General features: G+C 63.9%; 32 protein-coding genes. 16 read left to right on the top strand and 16 right to left on the bottom strand.

Annotated elements, in window-relative coordinates; all coding sequences use genetic code 11:
* Positions 1–42 precede the first annotated feature (42 nt).
* Positions 43–2,016, top strand: coding sequence for a DUF6600 domain-containing protein (locus tag ACEN9F_RS18670; protein WP_413422125.1), 1,974 nt, complete (start codon positions 43–45; stop codon positions 2,014–2,016).
* Between the two features lie 65 nt (positions 2,017–2,081).
* On the opposite strand, the gene ACEN9F_RS18665 is transcribed toward ACEN9F_RS18670, so the two are convergent.
* Positions 2,082–2,570, bottom strand: coding sequence for a phage regulatory CII family protein (locus ACEN9F_RS18665; RefSeq protein ID WP_413422123.1), 489 nt, complete (start codon positions 2,568–2,570; stop codon positions 2,082–2,084).
* 86 nt (positions 2,571–2,656) lie between these two features.
* On the opposite strand from ACEN9F_RS18665, the gene ACEN9F_RS18660 reads away from it, so the two are divergent.
* The 4 genes from ACEN9F_RS18660 (at position 2,657) to ACEN9F_RS18645 (ending at position 5,404) form a co-directional block, all read left to right on the top strand.
* Positions 2,657–3,463, top strand: coding sequence for a hypothetical protein (locus ACEN9F_RS18660; protein WP_413422121.1), 807 nt, complete (start codon positions 2,657–2,659; stop codon positions 3,461–3,463).
* 1 nt (position 3,464) lies between these two features.
* The gene (locus tag ACEN9F_RS18655; RefSeq protein ID WP_413422119.1) at positions 3,465–4,238 is read left to right on the top strand and encodes a DUF2491 family protein; all 774 of its coding nucleotides are present in this window, start codon (positions 3,465–3,467) and stop codon (positions 4,236–4,238) included.
* A 28-nt stretch (positions 4,239–4,266) separates the two neighbouring features.
* On the top strand, positions 4,267–5,049 hold the full coding sequence (locus ACEN9F_RS18650; protein WP_413422117.1) for a hypothetical protein: 783 nt from the start codon (positions 4,267–4,269) through the stop codon (positions 5,047–5,049).
* A gap of 79 nt (positions 5,050–5,128) precedes the next feature.
* Positions 5,129–5,404, top strand: coding sequence for a DUF493 family protein (locus ACEN9F_RS18645; RefSeq protein ID WP_413422115.1), 276 nt, complete (start codon positions 5,129–5,131; stop codon positions 5,402–5,404).
* 1 nt (position 5,405) lies between these two features.
* Here ACEN9F_RS18645 and gcvA read toward each other — a convergent pair whose 3' ends face one another.
* The gene (gene gcvA, locus ACEN9F_RS18640) at positions 5,406–6,302 is read right to left on the bottom strand and encodes a transcriptional regulator GcvA (RefSeq protein WP_413422113.1); all 897 of its coding nucleotides are present in this window, start codon (positions 6,300–6,302) and stop codon (positions 5,406–5,408) included.
* Between the two features lie 122 nt (positions 6,303–6,424).
* Between gcvA and yfcF the strand changes: the two genes are divergently transcribed.
* From yfcF to lipA, 3 genes are read left to right on the top strand one after another with little or no spacing between them, the layout of a single operon-like run.
* Positions 6,425–7,048, top strand: a complete 624-nt coding sequence (gene yfcF / locus ACEN9F_RS18635) for a glutathione transferase (protein ID WP_413422111.1) — start codon at positions 6,425–6,427, stop codon at positions 7,046–7,048.
* Positions 7,049–7,062: 14 nt separating this feature from the next.
* A complete protein-coding gene (lipB, locus tag ACEN9F_RS18630; RefSeq protein WP_413422109.1) occupies positions 7,063–7,746 on the top strand; it encodes a lipoyl(octanoyl) transferase LipB in 684 nt (227 codons plus the stop codon).
* Between the two features lie 32 nt (positions 7,747–7,778).
* Positions 7,779–8,765, top strand: a complete 987-nt coding sequence (gene lipA / locus ACEN9F_RS18625) for a lipoyl synthase (RefSeq protein ID WP_413422107.1) — start codon at positions 7,779–7,781, stop codon at positions 8,763–8,765.
* 284 nt (positions 8,766–9,049) lie between these two features.
* Here lipA and ACEN9F_RS18620 read toward each other — a convergent pair whose 3' ends face one another.
* The 5 genes from ACEN9F_RS18620 to ACEN9F_RS18600 form a co-directional block, all read right to left on the bottom strand.
* Positions 9,050–9,814, bottom strand: coding sequence for a hypothetical protein (locus tag ACEN9F_RS18620; protein WP_413422105.1), 765 nt, complete (start codon positions 9,812–9,814; stop codon positions 9,050–9,052).
* Positions 9,729–10,328 (bottom strand): hypothetical protein, encoded by a 600-nt coding sequence (locus tag ACEN9F_RS18615; protein WP_413422103.1) that lies wholly within the window; start codon positions 10,326–10,328, stop codon positions 9,729–9,731. The genes ACEN9F_RS18620 and ACEN9F_RS18615 overlap by 86 nt, the downstream gene beginning before the upstream one ends.
* A 287-nt stretch (positions 10,329–10,615) precedes the next feature.
* Complete coding sequence (locus tag ACEN9F_RS18610; protein WP_413422101.1) at positions 10,616–10,825, bottom strand: hypothetical protein; 210 nt, start codon at positions 10,823–10,825, stop codon at positions 10,616–10,618.
* A gap of 113 nt (positions 10,826–10,938) precedes the next feature.
* Positions 10,939–12,156 (bottom strand): DUF4861 family protein, encoded by a 1,218-nt coding sequence (locus ACEN9F_RS18605; protein WP_413422099.1) that lies wholly within the window; start codon positions 12,154–12,156, stop codon positions 10,939–10,941.
* Between the two features lie 16 nt (positions 12,157–12,172).
* Positions 12,173–13,588, bottom strand: a complete 1,416-nt coding sequence (locus ACEN9F_RS18600) for a glycoside hydrolase family 88/105 protein (RefSeq protein WP_413422097.1) — start codon at positions 13,586–13,588, stop codon at positions 12,173–12,175.
* Between the two features lie 182 nt (positions 13,589–13,770).
* Between ACEN9F_RS18600 and ACEN9F_RS18595 the strand changes: the two genes are divergently transcribed.
* The 3 genes from ACEN9F_RS18595 to ACEN9F_RS18585 are packed head-to-tail and all read left to right on the top strand — an operon-like array spanning position 13,771 to position 15,001.
* Complete coding sequence (locus ACEN9F_RS18595; RefSeq protein WP_413422096.1) at positions 13,771–14,058, top strand: type II toxin-antitoxin system Phd/YefM family antitoxin; 288 nt, start codon at positions 13,771–13,773, stop codon at positions 14,056–14,058.
* Positions 14,021–14,326: a Txe/YoeB family addiction module toxin gene (locus ACEN9F_RS18590; protein ID WP_413422094.1), complete on the top strand. Its 306-nt coding sequence runs from the start codon at positions 14,021–14,023 to the stop codon at positions 14,324–14,326. Before ACEN9F_RS18595 ends, ACEN9F_RS18590 begins: the two co-directional genes overlap by 38 nt.
* Positions 14,327–14,338: 12 nt before the next feature.
* Positions 14,339–15,001 carry a uracil-DNA glycosylase gene (locus ACEN9F_RS18585; protein ID WP_413422092.1) on the top strand — a complete coding sequence of 221 codons (663 nt, stop codon included), beginning with the start codon at positions 14,339–14,341 and terminating at the stop codon, positions 14,999–15,001.
* On the opposite strand, the gene ACEN9F_RS18580 is transcribed toward ACEN9F_RS18585, so the two are convergent.
* From ACEN9F_RS18580 to ACEN9F_RS18560, 5 genes are all read right to left on the bottom strand, one after another.
* Positions 14,959–16,092, bottom strand: coding sequence for a HupE/UreJ family protein (locus ACEN9F_RS18580; RefSeq protein WP_413427102.1), 1,134 nt, complete (start codon positions 16,090–16,092; stop codon positions 14,959–14,961). The genes ACEN9F_RS18585 and ACEN9F_RS18580 overlap by 43 nt on opposite strands.
* A complete protein-coding gene (locus ACEN9F_RS18575) occupies positions 16,092–17,249 on the bottom strand; it encodes a hypothetical protein (RefSeq protein WP_413422090.1) in 1,158 nt (385 codons plus the stop codon). The genes ACEN9F_RS18580 and ACEN9F_RS18575 overlap by 1 nt, the downstream gene beginning before the upstream one ends.
* A gap of 53 nt (positions 17,250–17,302) precedes the next feature.
* Complete coding sequence (locus tag ACEN9F_RS18570) at positions 17,303–17,563, bottom strand: hypothetical protein (protein ID WP_413422088.1); 261 nt, start codon at positions 17,561–17,563, stop codon at positions 17,303–17,305.
* Complete coding sequence (locus ACEN9F_RS18565; RefSeq protein ID WP_413422086.1) at positions 17,560–19,086, bottom strand: DUF4331 domain-containing protein; 1,527 nt, start codon at positions 19,084–19,086, stop codon at positions 17,560–17,562. Before ACEN9F_RS18565 ends, ACEN9F_RS18570 begins: the two co-directional genes overlap by 4 nt.
* 96 nt (positions 19,087–19,182) lie before the next feature.
* Positions 19,183–21,195: a TonB-dependent receptor gene (locus ACEN9F_RS18560; RefSeq protein ID WP_413422084.1), complete on the bottom strand. Its 2,013-nt coding sequence runs from the start codon at positions 21,193–21,195 to the stop codon at positions 19,183–19,185.
* A 105-nt stretch (positions 21,196–21,300) separates the two neighbouring features.
* Here ACEN9F_RS18560 and ACEN9F_RS18555 point away from each other — a divergent pair, with 105 nt between their 5' ends.
* The 5 genes from ACEN9F_RS18555 to ACEN9F_RS18535 are packed head-to-tail and all read left to right on the top strand — an operon-like array spanning position 21,301 to position 24,504.
* The gene (locus tag ACEN9F_RS18555) at positions 21,301–21,888 is read left to right on the top strand and encodes a sigma-70 family RNA polymerase sigma factor (protein WP_413422082.1); all 588 of its coding nucleotides are present in this window, start codon (positions 21,301–21,303) and stop codon (positions 21,886–21,888) included.
* Positions 21,885–22,589, top strand: a complete 705-nt coding sequence (locus ACEN9F_RS18550) for an anti-sigma factor domain-containing protein (RefSeq protein ID WP_413422080.1) — start codon at positions 21,885–21,887, stop codon at positions 22,587–22,589. The genes ACEN9F_RS18555 and ACEN9F_RS18550 overlap by 4 nt, the downstream gene beginning before the upstream one ends.
* Positions 22,590–22,647: 58 nt before the next feature.
* A complete protein-coding gene (locus ACEN9F_RS18545) occupies positions 22,648–23,070 on the top strand; it encodes a PaaI family thioesterase (RefSeq protein WP_413422078.1) in 423 nt (140 codons plus the stop codon).
* A gap of 44 nt (positions 23,071–23,114) precedes the next feature.
* On the top strand, positions 23,115–23,594 hold the full coding sequence (locus ACEN9F_RS18540) for a group I truncated hemoglobin (RefSeq protein WP_413422076.1): 480 nt from the start codon (positions 23,115–23,117) through the stop codon (positions 23,592–23,594).
* A 19-nt stretch (positions 23,595–23,613) separates the two neighbouring features.
* Entirely contained in the window at positions 23,614–24,504 is an 891-nt protein-coding gene (locus ACEN9F_RS18535; protein WP_413422074.1) for a DUF3034 family protein, read from the top strand.
* On the opposite strand, the gene cynS is transcribed toward ACEN9F_RS18535, so the two are convergent.
* From cynS to ACEN9F_RS18515, 4 genes are read right to left on the bottom strand one after another with little or no spacing between them, the layout of a single operon-like run.
* On the bottom strand, positions 24,505–24,948 hold the full coding sequence (cynS, locus tag ACEN9F_RS18530; RefSeq protein ID WP_413422072.1) for a cyanase: 444 nt from the start codon (positions 24,946–24,948) through the stop codon (positions 24,505–24,507).
* A 56-nt stretch (positions 24,949–25,004) separates the two neighbouring features.
* Positions 25,005–25,526, bottom strand: a complete 522-nt coding sequence (locus ACEN9F_RS18525; protein WP_413422070.1) for a peroxiredoxin family protein — start codon at positions 25,524–25,526, stop codon at positions 25,005–25,007.
* Between the two features lie 15 nt (positions 25,527–25,541).
* Positions 25,542–26,189 carry a BON domain-containing protein gene (locus ACEN9F_RS18520; RefSeq protein ID WP_413422068.1) on the bottom strand — a complete coding sequence of 216 codons (648 nt, stop codon included), beginning with the start codon at positions 26,187–26,189 and terminating at the stop codon, positions 25,542–25,544.
* The gene (locus ACEN9F_RS18515; protein ID WP_413422066.1) at positions 26,182–26,778 is read right to left on the bottom strand and encodes a phosphoheptose isomerase; all 597 of its coding nucleotides are present in this window, start codon (positions 26,776–26,778) and stop codon (positions 26,182–26,184) included. The genes ACEN9F_RS18520 and ACEN9F_RS18515 overlap by 8 nt, the downstream gene beginning before the upstream one ends.
* Positions 26,779–26,793: the final 15 nt, after the last annotated feature.

The following is a 26,793-nucleotide window of genomic DNA, read 5'->3' as shown; positions in this document are numbered from 1 at the left end:
GCGCTTGAAGCGTTAAATCAAGATAACCACTGGAGCGCAGCCATGAGCCGCAAAAAGATCATCCATTTCCTCCTGCTGGCCGCCCTGGCCGGCGCTAGCGCCTGGGCGCTGGCCGACCCGCCCGCCGTGGTGGGGCGCATTTCCAGCGTCCAGGGCCAGGTCACGCTGGTGGGCGACGACGAGCCGGTGGCCGCCTCGCTGAACTGGCCGGTGACCGCCGCCAACCACATCAACACCGCGACCGGCGGCCGCACCGAGTTCCGCGTCGGTTCGACGGCGGTGCGGGTAGATGGCGATTCGGACCTGGAAATCACCGAGATGGATGACGATTTGCTCAGGTTGCGCCTGAACTACGGCAGCGTCAGCATCCGTATCCGTAGCCCCGAGTTGCTGCGCGACTTTGAACTGACCACGCCGCAGGCGCGCATCACCATGATCGAGCCGGGCGTGCTGCGGGTCGATGCCGACCGCGTCGCCGACACCAGCCAGATCAGCGTGCTGGCCGGTACCGCCCGCGTCGATGGCGCCGGTTCGTCGGTGACGGTGAACAACGGCCGCCATGTCGACGTCACCAGCGAGGATGTGCGCACCAGCGTGGCCCGCCGCGACGGTTTCGACGTCTGGGCCGAGGACCGCGACCGCCTCGACCAGAGCGCGACGGCGACCCGCTTTGTCTCCAGCGGCATGACCGGCTACGAGGAACTGGACCGCAACGGCAGCTGGACCGAGGACGCCGAGTACGGCACGTTGTGGACGCCGCGCAATGTGGCGATCGACTGGGCGCCGTATCGCGACGGCCGCTGGATCTGGCTGGCGCCATGGGGCTGGACCTGGGTCGACAATGCGCCGTGGGGCTATGCGCCGTCGCACTATGGCCGCTGGGTGGTGGTCAACCGCCGCTGGTGCTGGGCGCCTGGCCGTCCCGCCGGACGTCCGGTGTGGGCGCCGGCGTTGGTCGGCTGGGTCGGCGGCGATGGCTTCGCACATAATCGCCGGCCGGGCCTGGGCTGGTTCCCGCTGTCGCCGCGCGAGCGCTTTGTGCCGGGTTACAAGGTGTCGTCCGATTATGAGCGGCGCATGACCTGGACCCATAACGGCAAGCCGTTCCAGCCGCGCGCGGATGGCCACGACAACTTCACCGAGCGCCGCGGTATGACCGTGCTGCCGCGCGAGCAGTTCGAGGGCCGCCGCACGGTGCAGGTGAACCGTGGCGCGCAAGTGATTCCGACCTCGAACCAGGTGAAAAACGTGGCGCCGGTGGCGCCGCCGCAGCCGGCTGGGCCGAACCGCTTCATCAACACCAATCGGGACCGTGACCGGGACAATGACGGCCGCCCTGACCGCCCTGAGCGCACGGACCGCTTTGACCGCAACGACCGCAACGACCGCAACGATCGCAATGACCGTCCGGGTCGGGTGATCACCGCGCCGTCGCAGCCGGTGAACGTGCCTGCGCAGCAGCCAGGACGCCAGCAGACCATCACGACGCTGGCGCCGGGACAGGTCGGCAGGCCGGATGCGCCGGCGCAGACCATCAATCCAAACGATGTGCGCGTTGATCTGCGGCCGCGTTTCAACCCTCCGCAGCAGCACCAGCCGTCAGGACCGGGGCCCTCGCTGCAAGTGGTACCGAACGGGCGCGAGCGCTTTGACCGCGACCGCGACGATGATGACAATCGCCGCCGCCAGCGCCCGTCGCAGGAGCCGCGACAGCAGCAAGTGCTGCCGATGCCGCAAGCGCAGCCGCAGCCACAAGTGCAGCCACAGCCGCAGCGCCAATTCAATCCGCAGCCGCCGCAGCCGCAACAACCGCAGCAGCAACATCAGTTCAATCCGCCGCCGCAGCAAGCGCAACCGCAGCCGCAGCGCCAGGTCACGCCGCCGGCGCCGCAAGTACAGCCGGCCCAGCGTGAGAACCGCGATGCCGGCCGCGGCGAGCCGCGCAAGGAAGCACCGGAAAAGCGCAACAACGACAACCGGGGCGACCGGGGCGACCGCCGCCAGAACCTGCAGTAAGCTAGGCCACACAAAAAACCGCCGGCCTGAACGCACTCAAGATCGCGTTCAGGCCGGCGGTTTTTTTACGCCTGCTTCTCTGCCTTCAACCGCAAACGGGCGCGCCATTCACCCAGCGCCGACAGCGCGCCCTGGAATTCGCGCTCGATCAAATCCGCCTCGGCGGCGGTCACCTTGCCATCCATCAGCGCGCTCGACACCGCTTCCGCCACCGCCCCCACCTGGCTCATCACCTTGCACACGGTTTGCGACAGGTCGTCGCTGCCGATGCTTTCCGGTGTCGGCACCACGAAGGCCGCCATGCCATGCCGCACCAGCAGCGCGTGCAGCGGCAGGTGGGCGTCCGCCACGCCGGCTTTGTGGCACAGGTCGACCACGGCCGACACTTCCTCGAACGACGGGTAATGCGAAGCGATGGTCGGCGCCAGCTTGTTGCGCAGGACGTTGACCGAGATTCCCATCGCCTGCGCCAGGGCGTCGATGCCGCCGGGATAGCTGCGCGCCACCTTGTAGAGCGCGTCGTGCTGATTCATGTCCAGGTATTTGCGTGTCATGGTGAAGCGAGCCTTTTATTACCGATGCATGCGCCATCGCGCGGCGCTATGCTGATTTTCATTCAACCTTTTTACGAAAAGACATCATGAAGTCCTTTCATTCGGTGCTGGTGCTGGTGATCTGCCTTGCGATGGCCGGCAATGCGCCGGCCGAAGCGCGGCCTGGCCAACATTCTGGCACATCATCGTCATACAAAAGCGGTTTTTCTTCACAAAAGAACAACCCCGGGCGCGGCAAGTCTGCGCCGCCGCCCGCCAGCCGCCAGAGCGGCCCGGGCGCCTTCGGCAAGGCCCCCGGCTCGCCGGCGTCGGCCCAGCCACAGCGCAATACCTCGGCCATGTCGCGCGACGTCGACCAAAGCGCAGCGCGCGACAACGCGCTCAGGACGCTGGAAGCCCGCCGCGCCGCCGCCAACGCACCGCCGCCCTTGCCGCCGCTGAACGACACGCTGCGGCGTCCGCAACCGGCGCCCGGCTACCAGACGCCGCCGCCGGTGTTCCAACCGCCGGTGCAGCAATCGTCCGGCAACGGCCTGATGCACGGTTTGCTGGGCTTCATGCTGGGACGGGCGATGAGCCAGAGTAACCAGCCGGTGGCGTATCCGAGCACCGGCAACGGCCAGCCGCCTGCGGCCCAGCCGGCCAACGGCAGCGTCGCCGGCGGCGCGGTGGCAGGCGCCGGCATGATCGGCGGCATGCCGGGGCTGGGGGCGCCGGCGGCCGCGCCGGTTCCGGTGCCGCCGCAGCAGCAATCGTTCGGTGCCAGCGTGCTGCGCTGGTTTATCTGGCTGTCGGTGCTGAGCGTGATCGTTTGGACGGTGGTGTATTCGGTGCGCAAGCTGCGCCGCCTGCGCGCCGGCAATACCCCGAATTATTCATTTGAGAGGAACTGAGATGGGCTGGTCGGATGCTTATAACTACTTGCGCAACATGGGCAGCGCGGATGCGCCGCGCACGGACCGTGACCTGCCGCTGGGCGCGCGCATCGGCAGCCTGGTGTGCATCCAGCAATCGCCGCTGCTGCGCGCGGCCGGCGACGGTTCGCTGATCACGCCGCCGGATGCGGACGACAAGCGCATCGTCGCCGTCTCGCAGATCCGGCTCAAGCAGAGCGGCGGCTTGTACCGCTACTACCTGGAAACCGGCGATCACGACGACAAGGAGAAATTCCTGCAGGTGTACCAGAACGGCGGTGGCCAGGTGGCCGAGGTCATGTACTGCACCCAGCTGGCGCGCGTGATCCCGGAGACGGTGGAAGACCAGGAGGCCTACATGGGCCTGGCCGGCGCCGGCCTGGGCGACCGCAGCTACACGCTGTGGCGCGCCCAGTTGAACGACATCGGCCTCGACGAGAGCGACCTGGACCTGGTGTTCGGCGATGCAGAGGGTATCGATTACTGGCGCGACGCCGGCGATCCGCAGGCCGAGTTCGTGACGCCGTTCTCCGGCACCGAGACCCGGCTGGACGACGCCAGCGGCCGCCTCGGCCTGCGCCAGGAAATGTATTTCATGCCGTATGTGCGCCAGCTACGCGGCGGTGGCCACGAATATTTGCTGATCACGACTGAAATCATCAACAGCGTGAACGGCGATGCATCAAAACGCGGGATCCATGTGGACTTTGTGATCGGCATCCCGGTGGAGCAGGAACGCATCGTTATCCAATGATGCGCAATATTTTTTGAGGAAGACTGAAATGAGCAACTTGAATGGCTGGGGTTTGACCGCGCGACTGATCACCAAGCATTTTGGCGCGCTGGGCGACCGCGTCTCCGAAGCGATCGCCAATTTTGATCCGGAAACCGCGACCGAGGCCGATCGCGACCGCCTGGCCGACAGCCTGCGTGGCGCGGCGCAAAAACTGGCGGCGGCCCGCAGCTCCTTCGACAAGGAAGCGGCGGACGTGGTCAAGCTGCGCCAGTTGATCGCCACCGACGAACAGGCCGCCGGCACCTTGGCCGACCGCCTGGCCGCCGGCAAGATTTCGGAAGCGACCATCACCCTGTTCTGCGACGAGCTGGAATCGAACAAGGCGCGCATGCCGCTGGAAGTGCAGGAGGAGGCCGACGCCCGCCAGTACATGGACGAGCTGCAAACCATCGTCGATGCGCTGTCCAAGCAGCTGTCCGAGTTCGACGCCGCCGCCAAAAAGGCGATGCAGGCGCTGGCTTCGGCCCGCGCCCAGCAGGATCTGCAGCGCCTGCGCACCGAGCGCCAGAGCGAGCTGGCCGGCTTGTCCGGCATGCGCGGCAATTCCAGCGCGCTGAACGCGCTGGCCCGCCGCGCCCAGGCCATCAGCAACGATGCGGCAGGCATGAAGATCGTCGCCGACATCGGCCAGCGTCCGTATGAGCAGGCGGCCGAGCTGGAGGCGATCCGCAAGTCGGTCGGCGAGCCCGGCGCGGGCAGCGAATCGGCCCTGGCGCGGCTGCAGCGCTTGTCCAGCCAGCAGGCCGTGCCGCAGCTGGCCAAATCGTAAGCACCCGCTGAATTGGCTACAATAGAGGCCGGTGGCGTCACGTTGACGCTGCCGGTTTTCTTTTTTGATTGGAATGAATATGCAAGCGATCCCGCCGTCAGAGTCCCTCATCGAGTATCCGAGCGACTTCCCGATCAAGGTGATGGGGCCGACTCATATCGATTTCGCGCCGGCCATCGTGCTGGTCGTGCAAAAGCATGACAAGGAATTCCATGAAGGCAAAATGGAAGTGCGTCCTTCGGCCAAGGGCAATTACACCGGCCTGACCGTGACCGTGCGCGCCATCAGCCGCGAGCAGCTCGACGCGCTGTACACCGAGTTGTCGGCTCACCCGATGGTGAAAATCGTGATGTAAATCAGGCTGGCTGGCGCTGGAAGGCGGCGATCTCCGCCAGCAGCCAGTCGCGGAAAGCCTGTACCTGCGGCTTGCCGACCGATCCCGGCGGCGAGACGAAGAAGTAATCGTCCGGGCACGGCGTCGTGATATCGAACAGGCGCCGCAACTGCCCGGACGCAATTTCCTGCACCGCCACCAGATGGCGCACCAGCGCCACGCCGTTGCCGTCCACTGCGGAACGGATCAGCAGCGACAAATCATCGAACAACAGCCCGCCGGACGGTTCGGCCAGATCGAGCCCGGCTGCCCGCAGCCATGGCGACCACGGCTCCACCGAACGCAGCAGCGTATGCTGACGCAGGTCTTCCGGCGAGACTGGAAGCTGTCCATTGCGATAGTGGGGACTCACTACCGGGTAATAGATATCCCCCATCAAGCGCTCCACCACCAGGCCCGGATAGTTGCCGCGGCCGAAACGGATGCCGACGTCGATGCCGTCGCGCGCCAGATCCTGCAATTGCGCGCTCGATTGCAGCACCACCTCGATATCCGGATACAGCTCGATAAACCGTCCGAGACGCGGCGCCAGCCAGCGCGCCGCCACCGACGGCACCGACGATACCGTCAGCCGCTTGTTGGCGCTGACCGCGCGCATGGCGTCGGCCGCGATGGCGATGTCGGCAAAGGATTTGCCTAAGAACTGGGCAAATCTCAGCGCATCGCTGGTTATTTTCACCTGCCGGCCATTGCGCACGAACAGTTGCCGGCCCAGTTCCTCCTCCAACGCCCTTACCTGATGGCTGATCGCGCCATGCGTCAGATGCAACTCTTCCGCCGCGCGCGAGAAGTTCTCGTGGCGGGCCGCCGCCTCGAAGGCGCGCAGAGCGGAAAAATTGGGCAGGCGACGGCTGCTCATGGGCTAGTCATGCTGTGGATAACTATGTGAATAAAATTAGCAAGAATCACGAAAATATAACGTTATACAGGGACTTAGGCAAGGTTTACCATGTGAATAAATCTACACTAACCGGAGCCACCATGCCTTTTGAACTGTACGTCGACAGCCTTTTCACCAGTCCTTACGCCTTGTCGGCTTTTGTGGCGCTGACCGAAAAACGCCTGCCTTTCACCATCAAGACGGTGGATCTGGAGGCCGGCCACCAGAAACAGGCCTCCTATGCGGACCGCGCGCTGACCGCCCGCGTGCCGGCGCTGGTCGAGGGCGACTTCGTGCTGACCGAGTCAACCGCCATCACCGAATACCTGGAAGAAACCTTCCCGGCGCCGGAATACATTGCGCTGTATCCGAAGGACAAGCGCCAGCGCGCCCGGGCGCGCCAGATCCAGGCCTGGCTGCGCAGCGACCTGGTGCCGTTGCGCGTCGACCGGGATACGGAAACGGTGTTCTTCGGTAAAGCCTGCGCCCCGCTGACGCCGGCCGGCCAAGCCGCCGCCGACAAGCTGATCCACGCCGCCGGCCAGCTGGTGCAGGGCCCCAACCTGTTCGGCGACTGGTGCCTGGCCGATGTCGATTTGACCGTCATGCTGAACCGCCTGATCCTGAACGGCGACGAGGTGCCGCAAAAGCTCAAGGACTACGCGGCGGCCCAGTGGCGGCGGCCTTCGGTGCGGCAGTGGCTGGAGCGTCACCAGCCGGGCTGATTTATAATGGCGGCATGACGTCTCCTACCCACACCGAGCCGGCGCTGATACGCCACCTCGGTCTTGCCGATTACGACAGCACCTTCGCCGCCATGCGGGCCTTCACCGACGCCCGCACGCCGGACACCCGCGACGAATTGTGGATAGTCGAGCACCCGCCCGTGTTCACGCTGGGCCTGGGCGCCGATCGCGGCCACCTGCTGGCGGGCGCGTCCGCCATCCCCGTGGTGCAGACCGACCGCGGCGGCGAAGTAACCTACCACGGCCCCGGCCAGGTGGTGATTTACATGTTGATGGATTTGCGCCGCAACAAGCCGGGCGGCAAGCTGTACGCCCGTCAGTTCGTCAATAAAATCGAGCAGGCGATCATCAATGTCTTAGGGGCGTATAATCTCATCGGTGAGCGCGTCCAAGGCGCGCCGGGCATCTACATGGCCGGCGGACCGAAGAAAGGCGCCAAGATCGCCGCGCTCGGCTTGAAAGTGCGCGGCAACGGCTGCACCTATCATGGGCTGTCGCTGAATGTGGCGATGGATCTGGCCCCGTTTTCCTGGATTAATCCTTGCGGCTATGCCGGACTGGAAACAGTCGACATGCGCACCGTTGGCGCGCAGGCAATGCTGTCCGATGTACAACAGCAGCTGGCCGACGAGCTGATAGGCGTCCTGGCCGCCGTTGAACCTGCAACACACGAATAAACTAACCCTGCCCGCGAGGGCACGCCGCCAAAATGACCTCTGAAACCACTACCAGCGTTGCCCCAGCTTACAACCCGAGCGAAAAGCAAAAAGGCGCCAGCAAGACCTCGCGCATTCCGATCAAGATCGTGCCGATCGAGCAGGTTGAGCGTCTGAAAAAGCCGGACTGGATCCGCGTCAAGGCCGGTTCGCCGAACACCCGTTTCTACGAAATCAAGGAAACGTTGCGCGAGAACAAACTGGTCACCGTGTGCGAAGAAGCGAGCTGCCCGAACATCGGCGAATGCTTCGGCAAGGGCACCGCGACCTTCATGATCATGGGCGACAAGTGCACCCGCCGCTGCCCATTCTGCGACGTCGGCCACGGCCGTCCGGATCCGCTGGACAAGGATGAGCCGACCAACCTGTCGCACACCATCGCCAAGCTGCGCCTGAGCTATGTGGTCATCACCTCGGTGGACCGCGACGACTTGCGTGACGGCGGTGCGCAGCACTTCGTCGAGTGCATCCAGAACACCCGCGCGCTGTCGCCGAACACCCAGATCGAAGTGCTGGTGCCGGACTTCCGCGGCCGCCTGGAAAAAGCGCTGACGATCTTCGCCGACGGCCTGCCGGACGTGATGAACCACAACCTGGAAACCGCGCCGCGCCTGTACAAGGAAGCGCGTCCGGGTTCGGACTACATGCACTCGCTGAAGCTGCTGAAGGACTTCAAGGCCCTGTATCCGCAGGTGAAGACCAAGTCGGGCATCATGGTCGGCCTGGGCGAGACCGACGAGGAAATCCTGCAAGTGATGCGCGACATGCGCGAGCACGACATCGACATGCTGACCATCGGCCAGTATCTGGCGCCGTCGAACAGCCACCTGCCGGTGCGCCGCTACGTGCACCCGGACGTGTTCAAGATGTTTGAAGAAGAAGCTTACAAGATGGGCTTCAAGCACGCCGCCGTCGGCGCCATGGTGCGCAGCTCGTACCACGCGGACGAGCAAGCACACAACGTGCTGGCAGCAGGTTAATACCAGTCCCGGCTTCGAGCCGGGATTTTTCTATGGGGCCTAGGCCCCGATGCGCTCCATCTTGGGGCGCTTGATTTTTCCCGCGCGGTGCAAGTCATACTGCAACTGCATTCCCGCCCACAATTCAGGGCTGGTGCCAAAGACTGAAGCAAGCCGATAAGCCATATCCGGGGAGATCCTGGACAAGTAAGTTGTTCGGCGTAATCATCGGTACGGATGTCGCTGAGCCGTACCCTCCTGAAATACAAGCATTGCCAAGCTGGCCCAGATATCGAGCACCGTTTTTAGGACACCGGGCAGGCACCGCTGCCGTTGGGCGCCACCCACGACCCGGTGATCGTCTGTCCGTCTTTCAACGCTGTCAATCCCGTGCCACTCAGTTGGCAGCCGCCATACCAATTGCCTCCCTGGTTGTAGGCCATGGAGATGACCTGCGTACCGGCAGGGAACTTGAACTGCGCCGTCGCGCCGCCGCTGATCTTCGCCGCCAGACTCCAATCATTCGCGCCCGGCTTGGCCTTGGTGCTGTAGTTAAAGGCCAGCTCCTGTCCCTGATCCATGTCATTGGTCAGCGTTACCGTCAACGCTGTCGGCAAGCCGCTTGTCGGGCTGCAAGGCAAGGGATCCGGATTGGCGGCCTGGCCGCCGAATTCCGTGATGTCCTTGTACGCCGCGCTCAACGCGTCATAACCGCCGCCACCGCCGATACCTCCATCCACCGGCGTGGGATCAGGACTTCCCGCTTGCACCAGGCCGAAATTCGCGCCCTGCTCGTAGTAGCGAAACACGAAGCAGCCTGAAATCGCCGACGCCATGTCGGCCGCCGGTTTGCCCGTCGTCGACGTCACTTGTTTTGCGCCGAAGATGTAGGGGATTTGCGTCCAATCGCGTCCGCCTGCACATTGCGCGCCGATCTCGGTCAGCATCACCGGAATCGGGAAGCTCTTGAAATGATCGTACAGCTCATAGTAAGCGTTGATGGCGCCAGCTGTCGGCTGCTGGCCGTGCGGCACCACCCAGCGATAGCAGTTGTAGCCGACGAAATCCATGCGCGTATCGGCATCGCCGCAGGCGTAGGCGAGCGTCGCGGGTTTGCATCTGCTGCTTGACCTGCTTGGCGATCTCGACCAAGCCGTTGTCGGGCGCGTCCAGCAATTCGTTGGCCACAGAAAATCCCAGCACGTTGTCGTAACCGGCAAAGGCGTCGGCCACCTGCTTGACGCGGGCGATGGTTGCCGCGGGCACGCTGGTTGCGTTGCGTGGAATCGCTGTATCGGCATTGACCGTTCCCACCAGCACGTAGATCCCATGTTTCGCCAGCAGCGCCATGACCTTGTCGTGCGACTTGTTGGGATCGACCTGATATACCCGCAAGCAATTGATGCCCAGATTCAGCAATCCGTAAGTGGTCGCGGGATCGAGCAAATGGGTAAGGGTTGCTAGGTTGTCGTCGCACAGCGGATCGACGCCGTCCTGCGGCTGGTAGCAAAGCCCTTTGGGCGACCAGCGTTGAGTACCTTGCTTGAAAATATTCTGTTTGACGGTAATGGGGATACTGGTCATCGAGGTCTTCCGGTTGGGTGTTCCGACTGATTATGGGGGGCGGCCGGGGTGTATGCAAAAAACTCAAATCTGGTTATGGCCGCTAGCTGAATCGAATCACTAGCTCTGTACAAACTAACTCTGCGTGACTTTTGGCCCAAGCCTCAGCTGCTTCTATTTCGTGTTGCAGCTCATCTAACGCTAGCGCACGGATTCGAGATACTGCTCACTGCTCATGTTTTCGTTCATTGATGCTTACTTTATCGTATAAGAACATGTCTGCTTCTGGCTGGAGAGGCAAGCGTTCGTTATATGCGCTGTGCATCTTTGTACTCGGCCAATGCCGTTTGAAGCGAGTACGCGAGGTCGTCTGAATCCTGTCGCCATACGTAGTCCACTTCGGATTTCGTGATAATGACCGTGAATCGCTTGGCCGATCGCTGTCCGTCCCATTTCAAGAGCACGACCGCACCATCTGCTTGAACCTCGTTAATCATCGGAAGAAATTGGTCGAGCATCTAGTCCCTCTAAATAGCGAACGGCAGGTTTGGCAGTTTCGTCAAATATAACGCGGATCGATGCACTATACAAAAAAATAACCCGGCTCGTAGCCGGGTTATTTTCTTTTGGCTTAAGGCTGAGCCTTTAGCTCCACCTTGACCGGATGCTGCGCTCGCAGCGCGGCGTCGGCTATGTAGCCTTCCCACTGCGCCTTGCTGGTGATCTCGCCGGCGCGGCTCCAGGCGCCGCCTACGTAGTAGCGCAATGGCTGGCCGGACGTTACCTTGGCCATCACTAGCTGGTTCAGCTGGTCTTCGCCGAATTCGGTGGAGGTCGGCAGGATCACGGCGGCGCCGAAGGCATCGTTGCTCTTCTGTTCGACCCATTGCGTCAGCGCTTTCGCTTTGTCGTCACGGTTGACGGCGATCTTCGCATCCTGGTTCTTGTCCTGGGGCTTTTTATTCAGGCCCACGGCCACCGTCAGCGACGATGGGCCGCTGAAGGTGAAGGTGCTGTCCATCTGGTCCAGGTAGTGTCCGGCGTCGACCGTGAAGCGCTTGACCTCGGAGACCTTGGTGCCGGCCGCGTCCCAGTCGGTGTAGCGCAATTCGAAGATGGCGCGGATCGGCCCGTTGGCGATCACATTCCAGCCGGCGTAGTTGCCGCCTGTGTACAACTTCCCATCTATCCACACGCCGGTGCCGCCCGCGCCGCGCGACTTGCCGACGTTATACATGTCCATGCCCTCGCCTTCGTCATGGTGATAGTGGTCGTGGCCCTTGTTATACCAGCGGTCGACGATAGGATACGGCACGCGCTTGAACCACAGGTCCAGGCCGCTGGTGACCAACACTTCCTTGCCGACACCGGCCGTATCCGGCGCGGCCAATGCCGGGCCGTAGGTGCGGTGGCCGATCTTGTCGTTTTCCCACGCGAAGTCGTCCAGGCGCTCCGGGACGTAGCGCGCGAAAGCCTGGGTCGGGAATACCGGCGCCAGCGTCTCGATCTTTTCGACCGTGATGGTGGCGCTTTTCTCGCCGGCCGCGAAGCTGTGCTGGAAGATCAGCTCGCCGTAGGCGGCGCCGATGTTCTTCGGATCCTTGGCTTGCGGCGCGACGTTGGTCACCTGGTGCGGGATCACACGGCCGCTGCCGTCCTTGACGGCGATCTTCTGGACCAGCGCGCCGGGCAGGGCCTTGTTGACCTCGGTCCACGGAATGGTGATGGTTTCCGATGGGCGCGCGGTCGGCAGGTCGTTGCTCAGCGTGACGGTCAGGCTGGCGGCATAGGCCGGGAAGATCGCCAGCATCGCGAGCGCGGCCGGCAAAAGCTTGAGTTGCTTGGTCATGGTCGTGCTCCCGTGCTTAGTGGTGTTCGCGGTAATCGGTTGGCGCGCCGTCCTTCGGCTGGTAGTGATAAGTACGCACCTTGTACTCGACCTTGAAGGCCGGGTTGTTGATCATCTTGATGACCTCGGCACCGGCCAGCAGCATCGGGCCGTAGCCGTGCAGCGTGTGCACGCTGGTCGGACGGTAGTAGTAGTAGACCTGGTCGCCGGCCAGCGTGGTGCCGACGCAAGTGCCTTCGACTTGGCCTTGGGCGTTGATGCGGGTCGACAGCGCGGCCCAGCCGGCTTGCGCGATCGAGCCGTAGGTGGTCGGCGCGATCCAGCCCTGGTTGACCGAGTGCGCGATCACGTAGGTGAAGATGGCGCTGGCCGAGGTTTCCAGGTAGGAGTCGTTGCGGTCGATCATCTGGTGCCACAGGCCGGTGCCGGACTGGCGCTCGGCGATGCCTTTCAGCGAGACGCGCAGTTGCGCCAGCACTTTCGGATAGCCGGGATGGTCTTTCGGCAGCACGTCCAGCAGGTCGCTCATGGCCAGCACGGCCCAGCCGTTGGCGCGCGCCCAGTACAGGCGCGGGATGTCGGTGGCGTTGGCGTGCCAGCCGTGGGTGTAGATGCCCAGTTCCGGGTTGAACATGCGCTTGCTCATGTTGAGCACGTTGTTGACGGCGTCGTCGAAGTATTTGCGGTCGCCGGTGCTGCGGCCCATCTCGGCCAGCGCCGGGATGCCCATGTACATATCGTCGGCCCACAGCGATACCGCTTGCGGGCGCTTGCGTGCCAGGGTGCCGTCGTCGAGGCGGAACTGCTTGTTGGCGACCCAGTCGCCGCAGGTGGCGATCATGCCGGACAGGTCCGGCCCGATCTTGGCTTGGCGGGCGCGCATCAGCGCGGCGCACATGGAGCCGGCGTCGTCCAGCGAGCGCGGGTCGAGGAAGCGCGCGAAGCTGTTGCCGCGCTCCAGGTGGAACTTGTCTTCCTGCGCGCGGAAGTACGGCAGCGTCTCCTTGAAGAACTTGAGATGGCGCTCGGTCATGGCGGTGAAGCGCTTGTCCCCGGTGACTTCGGCTGCCTTGATCAGGCCGGCATGGACCACGCCCATTTCATACACCAGGATGCCGTAGTCGCCCTTGCTCGGCTCGAAGATCGCATCGGCCACCGGCTTGCTGAAATCCGTGATCGGCGCGCCGGTCTTCTTGTTGATGACGCGGGTCGGCGTGGCGCTTTCCATGTAGGCGCGGATGCGGTTCAGCTGTTCGGTGATTTCGGCCGCCACCGGCATCTTGTACGGAATCGGGTAGGTGCCCTCGGCGGGGTCGTCCAGGCTCTTGTTGTCGGTGTTGCGGTAAGGGCCTTGCGGCGCCTGGGCGGTGGCATTGCTTATGAGCAATGCGCAGGCCGTCAAGCCGGCAAGCAGGTGGGGGATGGTCTTCATATGTCTCCGTTGGCGCTTTTTTGAAGGGGATGCTGCCTAAACTGGTCAGACCATTCTAAATTGGTCCGGCCAGATAAGCAAGGTGGACTAGCCACTTCCAGGCATAGAAGTTTATTGAAAGTTGTACCGTATTCTGTACAATTGAACTGCCAGTAGCGGCATTTCAACGATGTGAGGAACTTATGAACATTCTGACTTTTAGCGAGGCGCGAGCCAGTTTGAAGAGCGTCATGGATGATGTCTGCAATGACCACACTCCTACGGTAATCACTCGAGTGAACGGTGAACATGTGGTGATGTTGTCGCTATCAGACTTCAACAGCATTGAGGAAACAATGTATCTCCTGAGTTCGGCGAAGAATGCCAGTCGGCTAATGGAGTCCGTTGCGCAGATCAAAGCCGGTAAGGCCCAACCAAGGGAACTTATTCGCAATGAAAAACAAAAAAGCAGGAAACAAGCAGCAGGCTAAGCAAGCTGTATTATCTTGGGCGGATCATGCTTGGGAGGATTATCTCTGGTGGCAGCAAGCGGATGTTGCCATTGTCGAAAAAATCAACAACCTGATCGACGAGTGCCAGCGGGATCCTTTCAACGGAACGGGAAAGCCGGAACCGCTTAGAGGGGAACTGAGCGGTTTCTGGTCGCGAAGAATTGATCGGCAGCATAGGCTGGTCTACGTGGCCGAAGGCGGTTGCATTTACATCGCCGCGTGTCGTCATCATTATGATGATAAGTAAAAAGGAAGAGGAATGACTGTACGTATCGAGCCGTCGTGGAAGGAGCGCTTGCAGGAGGAGTTCGAGCAGCCGTATTGGGAGGCGCTGACGGCGTTCGTGCGGGCGGAATATGCGGCGGGGCAGTGCTGCCCGGCCGGCAAGAATATCTTCCGCGCCTTCGACCTGACGCCGTTCGATGACGTCAAGGTCGTGATCCTCGGCCAGGATCCGTACCACACGCCCGGCGCGGCGATGGGCTTTTGCTTCTCAGTGCCGGACGGCAACCGGCCGCAGCCCAGCTTGCAGAACATTTTCCAGGAATTGCACAACGACCTGGGCCTGGACCGCCGCCAGACCGATTTGTCCGATTGGGCCCAGCAGGGCGTGTTCCTGCTGAACAGCGTGCTGACCGTGCGCGCCCGCGAGGCCGGTTCGCATGCCAACAAGGGCTGGGAAAGCTTCACCGACAGCGCGATCCGCCACCTGTCCCAGCAGCGCGAGCGCATCGTGTTCATCCTGTGGGGCAGCTATGCGATCGCCAAGAAGGCGCTGATCGACAGCCGCAAGCATCTGGTGATCACCTCGCCCCACCCTTCGCCATTCTCGGCGCACAAGGGCTTCTTCGGCAGCAAACCCTTCTCGCGCGCGAACGATTACCTGGCCGCGAACGGCCACGCGGCCATCGCCTGGGCCTGAACGTCGAACGCCCGCTCGACGAACCATACCACCGCCACCAGTGCGATCATCGCCGAGCCGCCCGTCAGCAGGCGGCGGTAGAACCAGGTGTCGCGCAGCACGAACGCCAGCGGCAGGAACAGCGCGACGATGCATAGCTGGCCGATCTCGACGCCGAGGTTGAAGCCGACCAGGCTGGCCAGCAGCGCACCTTGCGGCAATCCGAGGTCGGTCAGCACGCTGGCGAAGCCGAAGCCGTGGATCAAGCCGAAGGCGAACGCCGCCACCGGCCGCCGTCCGCGAAACAGCGGATAGAGATTGTTCACCGCCGCGAGTATCACCGAGGCGGCAATCGCCGATTCGACAAAGCGCGACGGCAGCGACACCAGCGACAGGCTGGCCAGCGTCAAGGTCAGCGAGTGCGCCAGCGTGAACGCGGTGACCACTTTCAGCACGTCGATGAAGGCGCCACGCAGGTTGTCCGACGGCGCGGCCAGCAGCACCGCCGGCAGCAGCAGCGACAGCAGGAACAGGATATGGTCGTAGCCTATCCAGATATGCCACACGCCGTCCTTGACGTAGTCGCCGAACTGCTGCCAGTGGTCAGGCGCCGTCAGCGACAGCGTCTGCCGCGCATGCCCTGGATCGAAGATGGCGGTCGAGGTTTCTCCGCCGCGCGTCAGGCGCAGCAAGCCTTTGTGCTGCGGATCGAGATCGGCGAACAGGCGATAGTTGATGCTCAGCGCAGTCACCGGTACCGGGCAGCGCACATGAAAGCGCAGCACACTGTAGGCGCCGTCGGTGTGGTCGTCGATCATCTGCTCGTCGGTGTCGACCTGACAGGCGCCCCTGTCGGACGCGAGGCTTAGACGCTCCAGCGCGTAGGCGGCAATCGCCGCGTGGCGCACGCGGATCTCATCCCATGTCAGCTTGCCGTCGCCGTCCTGATCGAGGCCGATGGCGAAGTCCAGGTCGCGCAGCGCGATGTCCCATTGGCCGGTGATGCTGTCGCCCTGCACGTTGAGCGACAGATAGCTGTCGCTGGGCTTGTGCGCCTGCGCCGGCAACATGACGCCGCACAGCAGCGCGAATAAGAAAATCAAGCGTTCCATCATGTTCCTGCTTTCAGTCGGGCGATCAGCCGTGTGGCGGCGGCATCCTCGGTATGGTTCAGCGCCACCCAGTCCAGCACCGGTCTGGCGGCATCGCGCGCCTGCAGCGCTGCTTCCAAGTAGATGCGGATGTCGGCCGGCTCTTTTTGCACGGCCCAATTTTTGCGCGCCAGCGTCAGCGCGGTGGCGGGATCGTGGCGCAGCGCCAGTTCAAAGCGGGCCTGCTCGCGCTGATGCACGGTATCGCCGCGCTGCATGGCGGCGTCGAAGCGCGCCGCCAGTTCCGCGACATCGGCGGTCACCGGGCTGCCCATCTGCTGCAGCGCCAGCGCGCGGCGCAACAGCAGCGCATCGATGCGGGCCTGGTCGTTCAGCATGGCCAGCACTTCGCGCGGCTGTCGCTGCTCAAGCAGGAAGTCGGCGTAGGCGCCAAGCAGATAGCTGTCGCGCGGCGCCATCGCCAATGCGCGCTTGTAGCGCGCTTCGGCGGTAGTCTTGTCGTCGCGCCGCTGCGCCATCTCTGCCAACAGCGTCAATGCCCATACCTGCAGCTCGGCCGGCGCGTTGGGGCTGCGCTCCAGCGTCAGGTCCAGCAGTTGCTCGCTCTTGAGCGCGCGGCCTGTCACCGCGCCGACGTTGGCGATGCAGGTAAAGGTGACCAGCTCCGTCGACAGCTTGGACAAATGGGCGCAACTGGCCGTGGCGTCGGCGTAGTCGCCCTGCACGGTCTGCACGGTGGCGCGCGTCAGCCAGGCTTGCACGTTGTTCGGATCGGCGGCCAGCACCGCCTTCAAATCATCCAGCGCGGGCTGGAACTGGTGGGTGCTTTGCAGCAGCGTGGCGCGCAGCAGCCGCACTTGCGGCGGCGGTGCGGACAGCCACCACCACGGCGCCAGCACCGCTTGCGCGTAACCGAGGTAGCGCGGATCGGTTTCGCTGCGGCCGAGGGCGATGTAGCGTCGTGCCAGCGTGGTGGCCAGCGCCAGGTCGTTCGGCGCGGCGTTGAGCTGGCTGCGCAGGCGGCGCAGTTCCTGCTGCACCGGATCGCCTCGGCGCGGCAGCGTTTCGATCACCTGCTGGCCGCTGGCGGGAATATAGGGCGCCGCGTGTGCCGCAATAGCGGTGAACAGCGCAAGCGCAAAAAATGGTTTTTTCATGATGGCCTCAAGACGACGGAAAGGGCGGACCATGCTGCGTCCGCCCTGCTTTCTTATTTCAATGTCGCCGGTTCCGTATCTTCCGGCGCGGTGGCGGCGATGCTGTCCACCGCCACCGGTTCCGTCGTGGTTTCGCTGCCGTCGCCGATGATGCCCATGACGGCGGTGAAGAAGGCGTCCGTCATGCTGATCGGCGGTGTGGTTGGCGTGGTCGGCGTCGTCGGTGCGTCATAGTGGCTGGAGCCGCCGCAGCCGGCCAGCGTCAGCGTGGCCGCCAGTGCTGTTAGTGCTGTCAGTGTCGGAATGGTTTTCATGGCGCGCTCCGGTTGGCCAGCGACGCCGCGGTCTGCGGCGAGCCTGGGATCGGCGTCTTCAGGTAAGGGAAGGCGCCGGTGAAGTAGCTGTCGTCCAGGTAGGCGCCGTCGGTGAAGTGCAGGCCGCCGGCCGGCGCGTCGGCCGGGGCGCAGCCGAGGTTCAGCGTGCACAGCTTGCCCATCACCACGCGCAGCGCGATGTCGACCACGTCGTCGCCGGGACGGCGGCCGTTCGGGAAGCCGGCGTTGTCGCCGCCGATGACGCCGAGGCGGTTCTGCGATCCCATCGCCACCACCGGCGTGGTGGTGTTCAGCCGCAGCATTTCAGAGGCGGTGACGGTGGCCGGCTTGTTCAGGCCCGGGACGCCGGTCAGGAAGGCGGTGACCAGGTCGTTGCGCGGGAAGTTGGTCGGCGCCTTGGCGCCGGCGCTGCCGTACAGGATCTCCACCAGCGCCGGCAGCGTGGGATTGGTCACGTAGTCGGCAAACTGGCTGTCGCCGGAGGGCTTGCTGGCGTTGAAGGTGTCCTTGTCCTTGAGGCCGATGACGACTTCATTCACCAGCGGCATGCCGAGGCGCGATACCTGGGTCCAGGGGCCGCCCTCGATCGACGGCGCGCCGAGGTTCGGCCTCGGATTCAGCAGGCGCGCCTGGCGCACGCTGGCGGTGGTCCAGCCGCCGATGACGGGATCGCTGCTGCCGCTCGCCGTCAGGCATGACGCCGCCACTTCCAGCTCGATCGCCGTGACGTTCTTGTCGGCCAGGTCGTCGCGCGCGGCCCGCTCCGCGTTGGCGGCGAACTCGGTGGCCGGCGCCTTGATGTTGATCAGGTCGAAGGTCTCGCCGAGGTTGACCGCGAACGGGTCCTTGCGCTGGCCGACGAACATGCGCGCCGGCGTGGCGCAGCCGGGGATGTTGATGTTGTAGACGTGGGCCGCCGCGTAGGCGGCGTAGTTCGGTATCGACTTGTTGCCGATGTTGTCGAGCGGCTTGTCGAAGGTGCTGCTGCCGTCGGCGGCATTGGTGACGGCCGCCTTGGCGCCGCTGCGGCGGTCGCCGCGCACCACGCTGACGGTATAGGTTTCGCGCACGTTGGCGCCGGCCGCGTTCGGGGCGGCGATGGCGCCGCCGTTGATCACCAGCGGGATCGAGACGGACTTGCCGCCGACGGTCAGCTTGGTGTCCTTGTTGGCGTTATTGAAGCGGAACTGGAAGGTCAGGTCTTCCTTGGCGTCGCCGTTGTTGTCGATATGGATCTCGTACAGCGCCTTCGGGTCCATCGAAAAGAAGTTCGGGCCGCCGTAGGCATCCTGCAGCGGGATGTAGTCGGCGATCAGCGTGACGAAGTTGGCGCGGCCTGATTCGTAGCTGCGGAACATATAGAAATCGGTGCCGTCCACCTTGGGACTTTGCGTGATGAACGGCGCCTCGCGGTGGCTGGAGGCCAGTGCCGCCGGCGCGATTGCGCCGGCCAGGGTGCCCAGTACTGCCATGCTGAGCGCATGCTTCATGAAAGTTTGCATCTTGTATCTCCCCAAATGGTTGATCTTTCCCTGGTACTGCAGGGGGTTATACGGCGCACGTCCGGCGCTGGATTCAGGTTAGATAAGATTTATCTTTTAAAAATTCCGGCTGAATGTCAGGCGCAGGGTGCGTGGCTCCACCGGATGGAAATGGCGGTCGTTGACGCCGTTTGCGTCTTCGCCGGGCAGCCGCGATGCGTAGTAGTAATCGATGTCGCTGGCGCGGCGGTTGAACAGGTTGAAGCCATCCAGCGTCAGCCGCGTGCGGCTGTCGATACGGTAGCCGATGCGGCCGTAGGCCAGCGTGGTCGAGGCCGAGCGCACGCTGTTGTCCTCGACCAGCGGCCGCTGGCCGAAGTAGCGCAGCTCGAAGCCGCCGTACCAGCGGCCGATGTCCTTGACGGTCACGCCGAACGAGGCTACCTTGTCCAGCGCCTCCGGCACATAGTCCCCCGCCGCGTCGTGCTGGCGGTAGCGGGCGCGCGAGGCCGACAGGTCGAGATCGAACAGCAGCCACGGCGCGGCGATGTAGTGGTTGCTCCACTCGATGCCGCTGCGGCGGCTGGGGCGGCTCGCCTCGGTCTGGCCGCTGTCGCCGGCGTAGACCAGTTCCGAATCGATATCCAGTCTCCACAGCGACAATGAGCTTTGCAGGCCAGGCAGCACTTCGCTGCGCACGCCCAGCTCGGCGCCGCGCGTGCCGACCAGCGGCGTCGCGGGATCGGGGCCGGTCACGCCGCGCGCGTCGTTGCTGTGGAAGCCGCGGCCGTAGTTGATGAAGTATTCGGTCTTGTCCCACGGCCCGAAGATCAGCGACAGCTTGGGCGAGACCTTGTGCGCCTTGGCCTTGTCGCCGTTGACGTCGAAGCGGTAGGCGTCGTAGCGCAGGCCGAGGATGCTGCGCAGGTCTGGCCGCCAGTAGCTGGTGTTTTCCCAGTACAGGCCGGCGCTGCCTTCATCGACGCGGTCTTCGCGCACGGTGGCGATGCGCCGGCGCTCGCTCGTCGCGTACAGGCCGACCGGCGCGATGTGGTCGTAGCGGGTCTGCAGGCCGAACTTGTTGCGCATGTCGACGCCGCCGATCCGGCTTAGCCAGGCATGGCTGGCGTTGAAGCCCGCCATCGTGCGGCGTTCGGATTGCTGGAACTGGTCGCCATTGAGCGGGTCGTTGAGCAGATAAGTGAAGTTGCTGTACAAGTCCAGGCTGGAGCGTACGACGTAGGCCGATGCTTCGGTGCTGCGGTCGTCGCCGCGACGGTGCATGGCCCATGACAGGCTGCTGCGCGAGGTGTCGCCGCCGTCGCTGGCGTCGATGCCGCCGTAGCGGCCGATCAGGCCCTGCTCGACCGCGCGTAGCGGCACCTGGTCGGTGGCGTTCCAGCGGTTGCGGTAGGCCATCGCGGTGACGCTGTAGCCCTGCCGCGCATCGCCGCTGCTGTACCTGAGCGTGCCGCTGTACTTGCGCACCTGTTCCGGCGTGTCCCACGGGCCGTTGTTGCGGCTGACCTCCAGCCCGTACAGCAGCGTGCCGCCGGCCGCCGCCAGCGCGTCGGCCAGCACGCCGCGGCGGTAGCCGTAGCTGCCCAGCGTCACGCTGGCCAGGCCTTGCTGCAGGCTGTCGGCCAAGCGGATGCGGGCCGCGCCGGCCGAGGAAAAATCGCCCTCGTCGGCGAAGTAGCTGCCTTTCTTGTAGTCGATGCGCTGGACCAGCTCGGGGATCAGGAAGTTCAGGTCGGAATAGCCCTGGCCGTGGGCGTTGCTGCGCAGGTTGACCGGCATGGCGTCGACATAGGTGGCGAAGTCGGTGCCGTGGTCGAGGTTGAAGCCGCGCAGGAAGTACTGGTTGGCCTTGCCGTCGCCGCTGTGCTGGGTGACGATCATGCCGGGCACGAATTCCAGCAGTTCGCCGGTGCGCAGCGCCGGACGGTTGGCGATCAGGCCGGCCGTGACCGTGCCCTGGCTGGCCGCGTCCGATGAGCCGACCGCGTTGTCGTAGTGGCCGGTCACGATGACGCGGCCGGCCAGCGGGCCATCGCCCTCCGCGCCGGCGCGGGCGGCATGCGCGGCCAGCATCGCCATCACCGCCGCCGTGAGTTGCCTGGTCTTCATCGCGCCTCCTGTGTTGTTGTCTTGCGAAGCTTGTACGGAATAACATCGTTGGCGGATTCAGATTGTGGTACTTTCCTCATCTCCCTCATCTCTCCAAGGCGCGCAGTGACCGACATCTCTACCCTCGATCCCCAGCAGCTGCGTGTCTGGCTGCAGGGGGCGGCGAAACGCGACGCGGTCGCCTTCCGCGCGCTGTATGACGCCACGTCGTCGAAACTGTTCGGCTTCGCGCTGCGTATATTGATTAAGCGCGAACTGGCCGAAGAGGTGCTGCAAGAAAGTTTTGTCGCGATCTGGAACAACGCCGGCAGTTATCAAAGCCATTTGGCCGCACCGATGACGTGGATGACGACCATCGTGCGCAACAAGGCTTTCGATCTCTTGCGCCGCAACGACGTGCATGCCGAAATCGACGGCGAACAGTTTGACAGTGAGGTGATCAATGCATTGCAGGATCCTGGCGCCACGCCCATCGAGGCTTTGCAAATGAGCAGGGACGCGAAGGCGCTCGCCTACTGCATGTCGGCGCTCGAGGGCCTGCATCGGCAGGTGCTCGGCCTGGCGTTTTTCCACGACCTGTCGCACAGCGAAGTGGCGCAGCAGATGGCGCTGCCGATCGGCACCGTCAAGACCTGGATACGGCGCAGCCTTGAGCGCTTGAAGGCTTGCCTGGCGAAGGAAGAGCGCGCATGAATATCCGCGACAACGCGCCGCTGCGCGAAAAGCTGGCCGCCGAATACGTGCTCGGCACGCTGAAGGGCGGTGCGCGGCGCCGCTTCGAGGGCTATATGCACAACGATGCAGCGCTGCGCCAGATGACGATGGAGTGGCAGGACCGGCTGGCGCCGCTGGCCGAGTTCTCGACCGCGCAAACGCCGCGCAAGCAGGTATGGGCCGGCATCGAGCGCCGCCTGAACCTGCCGCGTTCCTACGCCGCGTGGCAGTTCTGGCGCAACGAGTCGCTCACCTTCTGGCGCTCGCTGGGCGTGGCCTCGACCGCCGTCGCGGCCTTGCTGGTGGTGGTGGTCGCGACGCGCACGCTGGATGCGCCGCGCCTCGACTACGTCGCCACGCTGACCGATGACAAGGCCCAGACCGCGCTGGTGCTGACCGGCGACAGCAGCCGCAAGGCGCTGACCGTGCGCATGGTCGGCAACGCGCCGGTGGCCGGCGACAAGTCGCTGGAACTGTGGGCGGTGCCCAAGCAGGGCAATCCGCGTTCGCTGGGACTGCTGGCCGATCGCGGCGAGGTCAAGCTGGCGCTGACGCCGGGCGCCATCGGCGACGACGTGGCCTTGCTGGCGGTGACGCTGGAGCCGAAAGGCGGCTCGCCGAATCCGAACGGCCCTACCGGTCCCATCCTCTACAAAGGCGGCTGGGTGCGCGTGATGTAAGTTGAAAGTTGCTATCATCGCGGGTGTCGGGCATCGCCCTCATTCGCGAAAGAGCACTATGGACGCAAGCAAATTCACGCCGGAATATTTCAACCAGTTCGGCAAGGGTACCTTGCCGGATCATCTGGGCATCGTCATCACCTCGGTCAAGGAGGGCGAAGTGGTGGCGGAGTTCGCGGTCACCGGCAATCATCTGGCGCCCAACGGCTTCCTGCACGCGGGCAGCGTGGTGACGCTGGCCGACACCGCCTGCGGCTACGCCTGCTTCTCGCACCTGCCGGCCGATGCACAGAATTTCACCACCATCGAATTGAAGTCCAATCACCTTGGCACCGCGCGCGACGGCGTGGTGGTGGCGAGCGCCAAGGTTGTGCACCTGGGCCGCACCACGCAGGTGTGGGATGCGGTCGTGACCAACAAGGCCACTGGTAAAACGATAGCGTTGTTCCGATGCACACAAATGGTTTTGTACCCGAAATAACTGCTAAATTTGTGGCTGGGCAAGGCTTTCATAAGGACCGCACGATGATCAAATTCTCCCGCATGGCCGGCCTCGGCCTGTCGCTGGCCCTCGCCTCGTCGCTGGCGATGGCGCAAACCCCTTACACCGACGACTCCACCTATCAGGGCCTGGGCGGCAAGGAAGGCATCAAGAAGATCGTCGATACCTTCATCCCCATGCTGCTGGCCGACCCGCGCATCAAGGAAAGCTTTGCCGACTTCGACATGGAACAGCTGAACCTGCGCCTGCAGGAGCAGTTCTGCGAGTTCGCCGGCGGCCCGTGCAAGTACACCGGCAAGTACCGCGACAAGACGATGGACGGCGTCGGCACCGTGCGCGACATGGCCACCGTGCACCAGGATTTGAAGATCACCAACGCCATGTTCAATGCGCTGGCCGAGGATTTGCAGATCGCGATGGAACGGCACAACGTGCCGAACAGCGTGGCGAACAAGCTGATCGCCAAGCTGGCGCCGATGCAGCGCGCCATCGTGACCAAATAATCCCGCCAGGAGCAGAACAATGAGAAAAATGATTCCAGCCTTGATGGCGATATTGGCCGCCTCTGTTCACTGCGGTGCATCCGCGCAGGGCAAGCCCGACATGGGCAAATTCCTCGCCACCGGCGGCGTCAGCCAGGTCGAGGGCGCGGGCGGCGGCGGCATCACGCCGTGGGCGCTGATCACCAGCTACGGCACGCGCGACAGCTGGGGCGCGAACGCGCACTACACCTACATCAACACCCAGGACTACAAGCTGGGCAGCTACGGCGTGGCGGTCGGCATCGCCGACCGGCTGGAGCTGTCGCTGGCCAACCAGGAGTTCAAGGGCAGCCTGGCGCCGCTGGACCAGCTCAACATCAAGCAGGACATCCTCGGCCTGAAGCTGAAGGTGGCCGGCGATGCCGTCTATGAACAGGACAGCCTGATGCCGCAGGTGGCGATCGGCATCATGTACAAGCGCAACAAGGGCATAGGCGGTCTCGGCGCGCTGGGCGTGACCAAGGTGACGCAGCTGGGCGCCAAGGATGATCACGGCTACGACTACTACGTGGCGGCGACCAAGATCCTGTTCGAGCAAAGCTTGCTGCTGAACGGCACGCTGCGCGCGACCCGCGCCAACCAGATGGGCTTGCTGGGCTTCGGCGGCGACCGGAACGACAGCACGCGCCTGATGCCGGAAGTGTCGGTGGCCTACCTGGTCAGCCGCAAGCTGGCGGTTGGCGCCGAGTACCGCCGCAAGCCGCACAACCTGGGCGTGGATGACGAGAAGGCGTACTACGACGCCTTCGTGGCCTGGTTCCCGAGCAAGAATTTTTCGATCACGGCCGCCTACGCCAACCTGGGCGACATCACCATCTTCAATCCGACGAAGCAGCGCGGCCTGTACCTGTCGGCACAAGCCGGTTTCTGATCAGTAGGATTTGTAGGGCAGGAACTTGCCGCTCAGGACCACCTGCACGCGGTCGCCCTTGGGATCGGCCTCGCGCTGGATGTCCATCGAGAAATCGATGGCGCTCATGATGCCGTCGCCGAATTCCTCGTGGATCAGTTCCTTGATCGTGGTGCCGTAGACGCTGACGATCTCATACCAGCGGTAGATCAGCGGATCGGTCGGCACCGCGCCGGGCAGCGAGCCCTTGTAGGGCACGATCTGCAGCCAGGCCGCTTCCTCGTCGGTGAGGCCGAACAGTTGCTGCGCCTTGTCCGCCTGCTGGCGGTTCAGCGTCATCTGGCCCAGCAGGGCGGCGGTAGTCCATTCCTTGCTCTGGCCGATCTGCTCGGCGATGTCGGCCCAGCGCATGTGACGCGCGACCTTGGCGGAGAGGATTTTTTGGGTGACTTGAAGACGGTCCATGCGGGGCTTTCCTGGTGGTTGAGGAGAGCCCGTAGTGCATGCAAGCGGCGTGCCAGTTATCCGTGCAGCGACTCGGCCAGCAGTTTATGCAGCGCCGGGAAGTCCGGTTCGCCGAGGTAGCGCTTGAGGATCTTGCCATCCTTGCCGATGACGAAGGTGGTCGGCGTCATCGCCACGTTGCCGTAGGCCTTGGCGGCCGAGCCGTCGGTGTCCAGCGCCACCTTGAACGGCAGCTGGCGCGTCTCGGCATAGTTGAGCACGTAGTTCGGCGGATCGTAGCTCATCGCCACGGCGACGAACTCCAGCCCTTCGGCCTTGAACTTGTTATACGTGTCGACCATCTTGGGCATCTCGGCCACGCAGGTGGTGCAGGAGGTGGCCCAGAAATTGACCATCACCACCTTGCCGCGCAGGCTCTCCGGCGCGATCTTCTCGCCCTTGATGCTGAGGAAGGTGACCGCCGGCGCGGTCTCGCGCTTGTTCAGCGCGACATAGCCGCCCAGGCCGATGGCGGCCAGTACCACGGCGGCAAGCACCGGTTTGATCCAGGCGCGGGAGGAAGGTGCGGTGTCCGGCATGATGGGTCCTGTGGCTTATTGGCTGGCGGTCTGCTTCGGCTGGTAAGACTTCCACTCGTCGTCGGTGATGTACTCGAACACCTTGACGACCTTGGTCACGCCGCTGACGCCGCGCGCCACGTCGGCGCCGATCTGGCCTTCGCGCTGGGTCACGCGGCCCTGCAGGTAGACCACGCCGCGCTCGGTCACCACCTGGTAGGAGTTGGCCGAGATATCCTTCATGTCGACCAGGCTGGCCTTGACCTTGGTGGTGATGATGGCGTCGCTCGAACGCGAGGTGTAGCTGGCCAGGCCGGCCACTTCCAGCTCGTTGGTGACCGAGACCACGCCTTCGACGGCGCGCACTTCGCGCTCGGCGGTGGCCTTGGACGCTTCGTCCGGCACTTCGCCGGTCACCAGCACGCGGCGGTTGAAGCTGTTGACATTGATGTGACCCGCGTCGCCGATGGTGTTGCGCAGCCGGTTGGCGGCCTTGAACTGGATCGATTGATCTTCCGTCTGGGCGCCAAAGGTGCGGCGGTCGGACGCGGCCAGCGTACCGGAAATGGCGCCGCCCGCGACCAGCGCGACGCAGCCCGACAGCGACGCCAGCATCGCGCCGCACAGCACGCTCATGGCCAGCGGACGTTGTACTTTCTTCCAGATTGCGCCGGGATTACTCATTCACATCTCCTCCGAATAGCGCGACGTCGATGCCGTCGCAAATGCAGTGTATGGTCACCAGGTGGACTTCCTGGATGCGGGCGGTACGGTCGGCCGGCACGCAGATGTGCACGTCGGCGTCGGTCAACATCTTGCCGATGGCGCCGCCGCCCTTGCCGGTCATCGCCACCACGCGCATTTCGCGTTCCAGCGCCGCTTCGATCGCCGCCATCACATTGGCCGAGTTGCCCGAGGTCGAGAACGCCAGCAGGATGTCGCCGGCCTGGCCGAACGCTTGCACCTGCTTGGAGAAGATCTCGCGATAGCTGTAGTCGTTGGCCACCGCCGTCAGGATCGAGGTGTCGGTGGTCAGCGCCATGGCCGGCAGCGGGAAGCGCTCGCGCTCGAAACGACCCACCAGCTCGGCAGCGAAGTGCTGGGCGTCGGCGGCCGAACCACCGTTGCCGCAGACCAGGATCTTGTTGCCGTTGGACAGCGCCGAGAACATCAGGTCGATCGCTTGCGCAATATGCGGTGCGAGGACGGTGGCGGATTGGATTTTAAGTTCGGCACTTTCGTGGAAGTGCGAGAGGATGCGTTGATTAGTCATAGTGTGCTGATTATA

Source organism: Duganella sp. CT11-25, from assembly GCF_047302815.1.
GTDB lineage: Bacteria > Pseudomonadota > Gammaproteobacteria > Burkholderiales > Burkholderiaceae_D > Rugamonas.
The sequence above is the reverse complement of the archived record's forward strand: the minus strand, read 5'-3'. Positions and strand labels throughout refer to the sequence as shown.